The sequence below is a fragment of the Roseateles sp. genome, assembly GCF_046300915.1.
Taxonomy (GTDB): domain Bacteria; phylum Pseudomonadota; class Gammaproteobacteria; order Burkholderiales; family Burkholderiaceae_C; genus Kinneretia.
In genome coordinates this window covers 1-11,075 of the sequence record NZ_JBKCLH010000031.1, presented here as the reverse complement: position 1 = coordinate 11,075, position 11,075 = coordinate 1, and the positions used below count along the sequence as shown (strand labels likewise).

The 11,075-nt window shown below is 66.2% G+C and carries 9 protein-coding genes, 2 tRNA genes and 1 pseudogene; 4 read left to right on the top strand and 8 right to left on the bottom strand.

What is annotated here, in order from left to right:
- Positions 1-141, bottom strand: a 141-nt coding sequence (locus ACK5F2_RS01955; RefSeq protein ID WP_409862383.1) for an ABC transporter permease subunit, incomplete at its 3' end; no start/stop codon positions are given.
- Between the two features lie 301 nt (positions 142-442).
- Between ACK5F2_RS01955 and ACK5F2_RS01950 the strand changes: the two genes are divergently transcribed.
- Positions 443-2,320 (top strand): ATP-binding protein, encoded by a 1,878-nt coding sequence (locus tag ACK5F2_RS01950; protein WP_409862382.1) that lies wholly within the window; start codon positions 443-445, stop codon positions 2,318-2,320.
- Complete coding sequence (locus ACK5F2_RS01945) at positions 2,313-3,653, top strand: sigma-54-dependent transcriptional regulator (RefSeq protein WP_409862380.1); 1,341 nt, start codon at positions 2,313-2,315, stop codon at positions 3,651-3,653. Before ACK5F2_RS01950 ends, ACK5F2_RS01945 begins: the two co-directional genes overlap by 8 nt.
- Positions 3,654-3,677: 24 nt before the next feature.
- Here ACK5F2_RS01945 and ACK5F2_RS01940 read toward each other — a convergent pair whose 3' ends face one another.
- The 5 genes from ACK5F2_RS01940 to ACK5F2_RS01920 all read right to left on the bottom strand — a co-directional run bounded on the left by ACK5F2_RS01940 (position 3,678) and on the right by ACK5F2_RS01920 (position 8,258).
- Entirely contained in the window at positions 3,678-4,595 is a 918-nt protein-coding gene (locus tag ACK5F2_RS01940; RefSeq protein WP_409862379.1) for an amino acid ABC transporter substrate-binding protein, read from the bottom strand.
- Positions 4,596-4,782: 187 nt separating this feature from the next.
- Positions 4,783-4,859 (bottom strand) — tRNA-Val (locus ACK5F2_RS01935).
- 94 nt (positions 4,860-4,953) lie between these two features.
- Positions 4,954-5,030 (bottom strand) — tRNA-Val (locus ACK5F2_RS01930).
- An 80-nt stretch (positions 5,031-5,110) separates the two neighbouring features.
- On the bottom strand, positions 5,111-7,384 hold the full coding sequence (locus ACK5F2_RS01925; RefSeq protein ID WP_409862377.1) for a RelA/SpoT family protein: 2,274 nt from the start codon (positions 7,382-7,384) through the stop codon (positions 5,111-5,113).
- Between the two features lie 10 nt (positions 7,385-7,394).
- A complete protein-coding gene (locus tag ACK5F2_RS01920; RefSeq protein WP_409862376.1) occupies positions 7,395-8,258 on the bottom strand; it encodes an alpha/beta fold hydrolase in 864 nt (287 codons plus the stop codon).
- Between the two features lie 46 nt (positions 8,259-8,304).
- On the opposite strand from ACK5F2_RS01920, the gene ACK5F2_RS01915 reads away from it, so the two are divergent.
- On the top strand, positions 8,305-9,084 hold the full coding sequence (locus tag ACK5F2_RS01915; protein ID WP_133605322.1) for a 3-hydroxybutyrate dehydrogenase: 780 nt from the start codon (positions 8,305-8,307) through the stop codon (positions 9,082-9,084).
- Here ACK5F2_RS01915 and ACK5F2_RS01910 read toward each other — a convergent pair.
- Positions 9,081-9,833 (bottom strand): annotated as a pseudogene (locus tag ACK5F2_RS01910) (3-hydroxybutyrate dehydrogenase); the annotation flags it as partial. The gene ACK5F2_RS01915 and the pseudogene ACK5F2_RS01910 overlap by 4 nt on opposite strands.
- Positions 9,834-9,924: 91 nt before the next feature.
- Here ACK5F2_RS01910 and ACK5F2_RS01905 point away from each other — a divergent pair.
- Positions 9,925-10,791, top strand: a complete 867-nt coding sequence (locus ACK5F2_RS01905) for an alpha/beta fold hydrolase (RefSeq protein ID WP_409862374.1) — start codon at positions 9,925-9,927, stop codon at positions 10,789-10,791.
- Positions 10,792-10,842: 51 nt separating this feature from the next.
- Here ACK5F2_RS01905 and ACK5F2_RS01900 read toward each other — a convergent pair.
- Positions 10,843-11,075: hypothetical protein (locus ACK5F2_RS01900; RefSeq protein ID WP_409862372.1), on the bottom strand; the 233-nt coding region annotated here is incomplete at its 5' end.

Genomic DNA, 11,075 nt, shown 5'->3' with positions numbered 1-11,075 from the left:
CGCCCCCACCATCAAGATCTCGCCGTGCGCGAAATTGATCAGGTTGATGATCCCGTACACCATCGTGTACCCCAAGGCCACCAAGGCATACATGCTTCCCAGCACCAGCCCGTTGATGATTTGCTGGAAAAAGATTTCCATAAAGCCCCTTCAGTTGGATGACGGCCGAGCCGCCTACTGGGCATGGCTGTTTGCAATCCACATGCCACAAAGCCATGAACGCGGGTAATCACCGAGGTTTGGGCGGGCTCAAACCCCAGTTTGCAGCTGGATTCAACAGACTGACACCTGGATGCACCAGGGGGCTGCGTGCCACAGGGCGGAAATCCACACAACGCCCCTTTCGCACGGTGCGGTTTTCCGCCTCACAGCAAAAAGCAGCTGACGCGACGCACAAAGAATGCCCGCCTGCGGCACACTGCGCCGCATTGCACCCCGCCCCATGTTTCGGAAAGACGCCCTGCTCCGCTGGCGCGAGCGACTGAGTCGCCGCCTGAGCCGCCCCAGTTTCCTGAGCTATGTCACGGTAGCCCTGATGCTGCTGGGCTGGCTGCTGGGCCAGCGTCTGAGCGAGAGTGCCGGACTGTCCCATCTGGAAGCCCTGGCCAATGAGCGGCTGGAGCTCTATGCCTCCAATCTGGAGGCCGAGCTCGGTCGGCACAGCTATCTGCCCAGTCTGCTGGCCGTGGACGACAGCCTGCAGGCCTTGCTGAGAAACCCGCAAGACAGGAGCCTGCGGCAAGGCGCCCACCAGACCCTGGCCCGGGTGAACGTGCGTGCAGGCACCATGCAGATTCTGGTGGCAGACGCCGAGGCACGGGTGCTGGCCGCCAGCGACGACAGCCCCGCGCCGCGGCGTCTGGCCGAGGCCATCGCCAGCGACAGACGGCACTTCTTTGCCACCGACTCCGAGGGCCGCAACAGCGACTTCTTTCTGCTGCAGCCCGTACGCCAGCAGGAGCGGCTGCTGGGCGTGATTGTGGTGCGCCTGAGCCTGGCCCCGCTGGAAGCCACCTGGGTGGATCTGGGCCTGCGCAGCCAGGGAGAGCGCCTGCTGGTCGCCGACGAGCAGGACGTGATCATCATGAGTTCGGTGCCCTACTGGAAGTTCTTTGTGCTGGGCCAGGCCGACGAAGCCAAACGGCAGGCGCTGCGCCTGAGCGGTCACTACCCGGAATCGCCCTTCACCAGTGTGGGCGTTGACCCGCGCCGGCTGGCCGGCAGCAATGCAGGTTTGGTCCGAGTTCCGCCCCTGGAGGACAAGCCCAGGGTGATCGAGGGCCCCCTGCTGCTGGCTCAGGAGCGTCTGCTGGTTCCGCTGGGACTGCGCATGGTGGCCTTGTCCGACCCGAGCGAAGTCTGGCGCCAGGCCCGCCAAGCGGGCTGGAGCGGCGCGGCCTTCGGCGCCAGTCTGGGCCTGGTGGCGCTCTATCTGGCCTCGCGTCGCCGCGCCCTGCACCAGGTCTTCCAGGCCAAGGCCGAGCTGCAGCAGGCGCATGCCCAGCTGGAGCGGGTGGTGGACATGCGCACCGCCGAGCTGCTGAATGCCAATGCCGAGCTCAAGCGCCAGATCGCCCAGCGCCTGCAGGCCGAGGACGAGCTGGTGCAGGCCGGCAAACTGGCCGTGCTGGGTCAGATGTCGGCCGGCATCTCGCACGAGGTGAACCAGCCGCTGACGGCCCTGCGCGCCCTCGCCCGCAACTCCCAGCTGCTGCTGGAGGCCGGCAATCCCCAGGTGGTGGCCGAGAACCTGCGGGTCATGGACGAGATGGTGGAGCGCATGGGCCAGATCACGCGCCAGCTCAAGAGCTTTGCACGACGCAACGAGCTCATCACCGCGCCGGTCTCGCTGCTGGATTCGGTGCATGCGGCCTTGCTGCTCTTCCAGCATCGGCTGCGCGACGAGCACATCGATCTGCAGCTGCGGGTGGCGGCCGGACTGCGGGTGTACTGCGAGGCCAACCGCCTGCAGCAGGTATTGGTCAATCTGGTGGGCAATGCACTGGACGCGATGAAGGGGGAGCCGGTGCGCGTGCTGTGCATAGACGCGTTGCCGCAAGGCCAGGATCGGGTCCTCGTGCGGGTGGTCGACAGTGGGCGCGGCCTGGACGAGGCGCTGCTGCCGCGTCTGTTCGAACCTTTCTTCACCACCAAGCCGGCTGGCGAGGGCCTGGGCCTGGGCCTGGTGATCTCGTCGAAAATCGTGCACGAGTTCGGCGGCACACTGCGCGCCGAACGCCAGTCCCAGGGCATGGTCTTCGAGTTCGATCTGGCCGTCGTGACCTGGGATGCCGTAGAGGAAGCAACACAACATGTTTGAGGGATACAGCATCGTCTTCGTGGAGGACGATCTGCCGGTGCGCGTCAGCCTGACCCAGACCCTGGAGCTGGCCGGACTGAGCGTCATACCCTGCCGCTCGGCCGAGGAGGCCCTGCCACACATCAGCGCCGGTGCGCAGATCATCGTGATCACCGATGTACGCCTGCCGGGCATGGATGGGCGAGCGCTGCAAGCGCATGTGCAGTCGGTGGATGCGGCCATTCCGGTGATCCTGATCACGGCGCACGGCGATGTCGCCATGGCCGTACAGGCCATGCGCGACGGTGCCTACGACTTCATCGAGAAGCCTTTTGCGCCCGAGCGCCTGATCGACACCGCCAAGCGCGCGCTGGACACCCGCTTGCTGCGCTGCGCCGCCGAGGAGCTGCGCGCCCAGCTGCAGCGCGCCAACGGCATCGAGGCAGCCCTGCTCGGCAATTCGCCCGCCATGCAGCAACTGCGGCGCCAGATACTGAACCTGGCCGGCACCTCGGCCGATGTGATGATCCTGGGCGAGACCGGCACCGGCAAGGAGCTGGTGGCCCGCTGCCTGCATGACCAGAGCGCGCGGCGCGACCGCAACTTCGTGGCCATCAACTGCGGCGGTCTGCCCGAGGCCCTGTTCGAAAGCGAGCTCTTCGGCCACGAACAAGGCTCCTTCACCTCGGCCGCCAAGCGCCGCATCGGCAAGATCGAGCATGCCAACGGCGGCACCCTGTTGCTGGACGAGATCGAGACCATGCCCATCGCGCTGCAGATCAAGCTGCTGCGCGTGCTGCAGGAGCGGCGCCTGGAGCGCCTGGGCTCCAACGAGGAACTACCCATCAATGTGCGCTTCGTGGCGGCCAGCAAGGCTGATCTGCGCGAGCTGGGCGAGCAGGGCAAGTTCCGCAGCGACCTCTACTACCGCCTGAATGTGGCTACCCTGCGCATCCCGCCCCTGCGCGAGCGGCGTGAGGACATTCCCCTGCTCTTCCAGCATTTCGTGGCCCAGGCCTGCGCTCGCTATGAGCGCAGCGCCCCCGAGCTCAGCGCCGATGGCCTGCGCGAGCTGATGGCGCATGACTGGCCGGGCAATGTGCGCGAGATCCGCAATGCGGCTGACCGCTTCGTGCTCGCCCTGGACAATCTGGACAGCAGCACCCTGCTGCAGGACGTGCCGCCACTGAACCTGGCCCGCCAGATGGATGTGGTGGAGAAGGCCCTGATCGAGCAGGCCCTGCGCCGCACTCAGGGCAAGGTGCCCGCGGCCATGGAGCTGCTGGGCATCGCCAAGAAGACGCTCTACGACAAGTTGCACCGGCACGCCATCGATATCGACAGCTTCCGCTGAGCCGCGGCCGCCGCTGCCGATGGCTCAGCGATAGAAGGCCGGATCGGGCGTGTCGGTCGGGTTGGCGATCACGCGCTTGAAGGCCTCGCTCATGGGCATGCGCAGATTGATGCCCTTGGGCGGGATGGGCGACTCGAACCAGCGCTTGTAAATCTGCTGGATGTCGCCGCTGCGATAAAGACCGGCCAGCACCTCGTCCACCATGCGCTTGAAGGCCGGATCATCCCGGCTCAAGCCGATGGCGTACGGCTCCACCGTGAGCGCACGATCCGAGATCACATAGCCCTCACCGCCGCTCACCTGCGCCTGCAGGCTGCGCAAGAGCACATCGTCCATCATGAAAGCGCGGGCACGACCGGTCTGCAGCAGATGAAAGGCCTCGGGGTCGTCCAGGCCCGCGATCAGGCGTATGCCGAGATCCTGCTGTTCATTGACCGCATGCAGATGCTGGATGCTGGTCGTCCCGATGGTGGAGACCACGGACTTGCCGCGCAGATCAGCCAGCGTCTGGAAGGCGTCCGCACGCCGGGACATCAGCTTGGTCTCGGTGACGAAGGTGGTGATCGAAAAGGCCTGGCTGCGCGCACGCTCCGCCGTGTGGGTGGTGATGCCGCATTCCATGTCCAGGGTGCCATTGGCCACCAGGGGCATACGGGTGGCCGAGCTCACGGCAATGCGCTTGGTCTCCAGCTCGGGCAGCTTGAGCCGCACCTTGAGCGCCGCGATCACACGATCGCAGAGCTCGATGGAATAGCCTATGGGCTTGAGCTTGTCGTCCAGATAGGAAAAAGGCAGGGAGGCGGGCCGGTAGCCGATCACCACCACGCCCGTGGCCTTGATGCGGGCCAGCGAGGGGCCATCGGCCGCCCGAGCGCCCCCACCGAGTGCCAGCGCCGCCAGAACAAGCAGCAGGGGGCGAAGCAGGCGGGGCAACAACATCATGGGCGCAATGCAGGGCAGTTTGGCGAGCGCGCATTGTTGACGCTGCGCGATGCCATGCGCATGGGCATCTTCACGGATGGCCCCACCGACGGGCGCCGCCGACACGCTGAAACATGGACCCGCCAAGCAAAAAGCCCGGATGCTGATGCAGCCGGGCTTTCGTGTGCCGAGGTGTTGCTACCGAATCTGGTAGGCGCGATTGGATTCGAACCAACGACCCCCACCATGTCAAGGTGGTGCTCTAACCAACTGAGCTACGCGCCTGGAATTCTTGGTGCTGCCGAAGCGCTTGCGCGTTCCGTCCAGTGCAGCTGCTCTTCAAAACATTTCCAAACCCGTGAAGCTTGTTCAGCAGATTTGGTAGGCGCGATTGGATTCGAACCAACGACCCCCACCATGTCAAGGTGGTGCTCTAACCAACTGAGCTACGCGCCTGAAGAGCTCGCTAGTATAGCGCGGAAATCCGGCTTCCCAAAACTCGCACGGCGATCACGCCAGTTTTTCACACTTGGGCGCTAGCGACGCCGGGCACCGCGCACCCCGTTGATCTGGGCCAGGTTGTGCAGCACCTGGGCCAGGCGGGCCGAGTCGCTGACCTCTACCGTGAAGCTCATCCAGGCCGTATCGCCCTTGGCCAGACGCGGCGCGGCCTTGTGGCCGGCCTTGTGCGACTGGGTGTTCACCGCGGTGACGTTCATCTTTTCCTTGGCAAAGACTTCCAGGATGTCGCGCAAGAGACCCTGGCGGTCATTGCTCTCCACCACCACATCCACCGGATAGACGGCGCCCTTTTCCGGACGCTCACCCCAGGCCACGGCGATCACGCGTTCCGGCGCGCTGCGCGCCATCTCACGGAAGTTGCTGCAGTCGCTGCGGTGGATGGCGACCCCCTTGCCCCGGGTGACATAGCCGCCAATGAGGTCGGGCGGTGCCGGACGGCAGCAGCGGGCCAGACCGGTCAGCAGCGAATCCACCCCCACCACCAGCACACCGCCGCGAGGCGCTGCACTCTGGCTGCTGCTCTTGGTGCGACGCTGGGCCAGCAGCTCATCCTCATCGGCCTCGGGCACGGGGGGGCGCAACAAGGTCTCGATATTGCGCAGCGAGTATTCATCCTTGCCCACCACCTCAAAGAGCGCATCGGCACTCTTGAAGCCCAGACGCGAGGCCAGGTCCTCCAGCTTGGTGGCTGTCTTGCCCTCGCGCTGCAGCAGCTTCTCCACCAGCTCCCGCCCCTTGGCGATGGTCTGGGCCTGCACCTGCGCATTGAACCAGGCCCGCACCTTGGCACGGGCGCGCTGGCTTTGCAGATAGCCGAGCTCGGTGTTGAGCCAGTCCAGCGAGGGCCCGCCCTCCTTGAGCGCAATCACCTCCACGGTCTGACCGTTCTTCAGCCGGGTGTTGAGCGGCACCATCTGTCCATCGACCTTGGCGCCGCGGCAACGGTGGCCCAGGTCGGTGTGCAGCGTGTAAGCAAAGTCGATGGGCGTGGCGTCCTTGCACAGCTCGACCACGGTGGCCTGCGGCGTGAAGACGTAGATGCGATCGTCAAAGACCGCATCCTCGCTCTGGGCGAACTCCCGCTCCCAGGCCAGCAGCTGGCGCAGCACAGCCTTGCGCGCCGCCGCCACCTGCTCCTCGAAGTCGCCCGCCGCCACCACGCCCGCGTAGCCGCGTGCACCAGCCTCCTTGTAGGCCCAATGGGCGGCCACCCCATGCTCGGCATGTTCGTGCATGGCACGGGTCCGGATCTGCACCTCCATGGTCCGTCCGTCCGGTCCGATGACCACGGTGTGCAGGCTCTGATAGCCATTGGGCTTGGGGCGGGCGATGTAGTCGTCGAACTCGCCGGGCACGGCCGTGTAGAGCTCGTGCAGGCGGCTCAGGCACGCGTAGCAGTCGGCCACCTCGGGCACGATCACGCGCAGGGCGCGCAGATCAAAGACCCGGTCCAGGGACAGGCTCTTGCCCTGCATCTTCTTCCAGATGCTGTAGAGGTGCTTGGGGCGCCCCTGCACCTCGGCCTGCAAGCCCTGGGCGCGCAGATCGTTCTCCACGGCACTGCGCGTGGCCTCCACGCGCTGCTCACGCTCCAGACGCTTCTCGTCCAGGGCGCGGGCCAGCTCCTTGTAGGCCTCGGGCTTCAGAAAGCGGAAGGACAGATCCTCCAGCTCCCACTTGATCTGCCAGATGCCCAGGCGATTGGCCAGAGGGGCAAAGACCTGCTGGGACTCGGCCGCAATCGCCTGCGGGCAGGCCGTCTTGCTGGCGGCAAAGTAGCGCAAGGTCTGCAGGCGCGAGGCCAGGCGCAGCAGCACCACGCGCAGATCGCGCGAGAAGGCCAGCAGCATCTTGCGCACCCGCTCGGTCTGCTGCTGGCGCTGCTCGGCAGCATCCTTGCCGCCGCCCTCGGACAGCAAGGCCTCGCCCTCGCGCGCGGCGCGCTGGATCTGCACCAGCTTGCGGGTGTGCGTGACTAGGCTGGCATAGCTCTCGCCAAAGGCCTTGGCCACGATTTCTTCGGGCTTGTTGAGATAGTCGCCGGCATAGACGAGGTAAGAGGCGGCCTGCATGGCAGGCGCCGCGCCCACGCCGGCCAGCAGGGCTGCCACGCCATCGGCATGGGCCAGGGCATCCTCTCCGGTGTCCAGCGCCTGCCCCGAAAGCAAGGGCTCGGCAAAGGCCCGCGCGCGCGCCACCTGACCGGCTCCGCCGTCCTGCAAATCCTTGTCGGCCAGGGCCACGATGGCGGCGGCCTGCTCGCCCGGGCTGGGCAATCCTGTCTTCATCGAAACACTGCTACTTCAAGAATTGACGCACGACCGCGATCTGTTCGGGCCGGATCAGCGTCGGTGCATGCCCCACGCCGGCGAACTCGTGCAGCAGGGCCCGCGGGCCACACTGCGTCATGGCCTCGGCCGTGGCGCGGGTCAGCAAGTCGGATTCGGCGCCACGCAGCAAGAGGGTCGGACAGCGCAGCGCCTCATAGGCCCGCCAGAGCGCGAGCTCTGCGGCCGCAGCCAGCTCCGGCGTCAGCGCGGCAAAGGGGGCCGCGATGGACGGATCATAGTGAAGGCGCACACCGCCCTCGGGCCGTGCTCGAAACATGGGGCGCGACAGTGCCAGCCACTCGGCGTCGCTGTGCGGGCCGAAGCCCGGCGAGATCTCCCGCAGATGCGCAGCGCCCTCGCCCACATCGGCAAAACACATGTGTTGCCCCAGATAGCTGCCGATGCGCTGCAAGGCGGCGTACTCCAGGCTCGGCCCCACATCATTGAGCACCAGGCGATCAATGGGGCTGCCGGGCAGCGCCGCCAAACCCAGGCCGATCAGGCCGCCCATGGAGGTGCCGAGCCAATCCACGCGCTCGACATCCAGACGCGCCAGCAGGGCCACCATATCGGCGACATAGACCGGGATCTGGTAAAGCGCGGGATCGGGCCGCCAGTCCGACTCGCCGCGGCCCATCACATCCGGGCAGATCACCCGGTAGCGATCGCTGAGTGCGCAGGCCAGGGTATCGAAGTCCCGCCCCTGGCGCGACAGCCCGTGCACGCAGACCAGCACCCGAGGGTTGCTGCGCTCGCCCCACTCCCAGTAGGCCATGCGATGCAGCCCGGCGACGCTGAGACATTGCACATGGTGGAGGCGGGCTTGCGGCATTGTTTTGTATCCTTGGCACCCATCCTAACAACCCCCGGGAATTTTCATGTCCTTGAAAGGCAAGACCGCCCTGGTCACCGGTTCCACCAGCGGTATCGGTCTGGGCATTGCACTGTCCCTGGCCCGCCAGGGTGCGAACATCGTGCTCAACGGCTTTGGCGATGCCGAGGGCCCCAAGGCCGAGGTGAGCGCTGCGGCGCCGGGCATCCGCGTCGGCTACCACGGGGCGGACATGAGCAAGCCCGCCGAGATCGAAGCCATGATGGCCTATGTGGCGCAGGAGTTCGGCGGCTGCGACATCCTGGTCAACAACGCCGGCATTCAGCATGTGGCGCCGGTGGACCAGTTCCCCACCGAGCGCTGGGATGCCATCATCGCCATCAACCTGAGCTCGGCCTTCCACACCACCCGGCTGGCCCTGCCAGGCATGAAGGCCCGCGGCTGGGGCCGGGTGCTGAACATCGCCTCGGTGCACGGCCTGGTGGCCTCGGCAGAGAAGTCGGCCTATGTGGCGGCCAAGCACGGCATCGTGGGCCTGACCAAGGCCGTGGCCCTGGAAACCGCCACCACGGGCGTGACGGTCAATGCCATCTGCCCCGGCTGGGTGCTCACCCCGCTGGTACAGAAACAGGTGGATGCCCGCGCCGCGGCGGCCGGCCTCAGCAACGAAGAAGCCAAGAAGCAGTTGCTGGCCGAGAAGCAGCCCTCGCTGCAGTTCACCACGCCCGAGCAGCTGGGCGAGCTGGCCGTGTTCCTGTGCTCGGAGGCCGCCAGCAATGTGCGGGGGCAGTCCTGGGCCCTGGATGGCGGCTGGACGGCGCAGTAGGCCGCCCCCCGCACATTGCTGGCGGCCTCCGAGCCCAGGAACACGGCCAGCTCGCCCAGCTGCTCGGGCGTGGTGAACTGCAGCGATGGCTGCTTTTCCGCCAGCAGGCGGCGTTTGGCTTCTTCGCCGTCCACGCCGTCCGCCAGCGCTCGCGCGTCCACCTGCTTTTGCACTAGCGGGGTCAGTACCCAGCCGGGGCAGATAGCATTGGCCGTCACGCCGCTGGTGGCGATCTCCAGGGCCACCGATTTGGTGAAGCCCACCAGACCATGCTTGGCCGCCACATAGGCCGACTTGTTGGCCGAGGCCACCAGACCGTGGGCTGAGGCGATGTTCAGGATACGGCCCCAGTTGCGCCCCTTCATGCCGGGCAGTGCCAGGCGCGTCGTGTGGAAGGCCGAGGTGAGGTTGATGGCGATTACCGCGTCCCAGCGTTCCACCGGAAACTCCTCGATCGGCGCCACGTGTTGGATGCCGGCGTTGTTCACCAGGATGTCCAGACGCCCAAAGCTTGCTTCGGTGTGCCTGATCAGGTCTTCGATCTGGTCCGGGCGGCTCATGTCGGCGCCGTGATAGTCGACGCGAACCCCCGACAGGGCCACGGCGAGTACCGCGGCCTTGGCAGCCTCGGCGTCCCCGAAGCCGTTGAGCATCAGGTGTACGCCCTGTCGGGCCAGGCTTTGGGCGATGCCCAGGCCGATCCCGCTGGTGGAGCCGGTGACCAATGCGACTTTTCCGTTGATGGACATGTGAGGATCCTTCTTGCCCTGCCGGGGCCTTGTTAGCATTGGCGCGATTATCAATTGCCGCCTCGTGTGGCTCGTCTGCGCTCGACCTGATATGGAAGAACCTCGCCTGAACCATGTGCAGTGCCTCAATACCCGTGGGCTGCACCGCATGGCCTATTGGGAGTGGGGCGACCCGACCAATTCGCGCGTGCTGGTGTGTGTGCATGGCCTGACGCGACAGGGGCGTGACTTCGATACGCTGGCGCGGGCGATGTGCCAACACTATCGGGTTGTGTGTCCGGATGTGGCGGGAAGGGGAGAGTCGGACTGGTTGCCTGATCCCATGGGCTATGTGGTCCCCGCCTACGTGGCCGATATGGTGACGCTGCTGGCGCGGCTGAATGCGCAGACGGTCGACTGGGTCGGAACCTCCATGGGGGGGCTGATCGGGATGGGTCTGTCTTCATTGCCGAACAGCCCGGTGCGCCGTCTCGTGCTCAACGATGTGGGGCCGCGCATCGAGTTTGGTGCGCTAGAGCGTATCGGACGCTACGTGGGTGAGCCCGTCACTTGGGGCAGCTTTGACGAGGCCGCTGATGCCATGCGACTGATCTGCGCGGGGTTCGGGCCGCACACGCCCGAGCAGTGGGATGCCCTCAACCGCGCCCATCTCAAGCAGAACGCACAAGGCCGATGGGTGACCCGATACGACCCCTCGATCGCGGTTCCCTTCAAGGCCGTCACCCCCGAGATGGCCGCCGCCGGTGAGGCTCAGATGTGGCAGGCCTGGGACCGTATCACCGCGCAGACCCTGTTGGTGCGGGGCGCGCAAAGTGACCTCGTAACCGCACAAACGGCCGCTGAAATGTCGCGCCGCGGGCCCAAGGCGACCACGGTGGCCTTCGACGGTGTGGGGCATGCGCCTACGCTCATCGCCCCCGAGCAGTTGGAAGTCGTTGGGCGTTTCCTGCTGAACTGAAGTGGCACGACTTGCCAGGCCGAATAGACGCTCTTGAAGACCACGACCACCTCACAGCCTGCGCCCATCATGGCGCTGGCCGATCTGCAGCAAGAGGCTGAGGCCAGGGTTGATCCGGCAGGCCAAGCTGCGCTGAGCGATGTGCAGCGTGCCCGCGTCTTCGCGCAGCCATTGCTTGACGGACGGCTGCTGGACACAGGCGAGGATGCGCTCGGACACGCTGAGGGTGTTGCCGCCATCTTGGCAGGGCTGGGTGCCGCCCACAGCCTGCAGGCGGCCGCCTA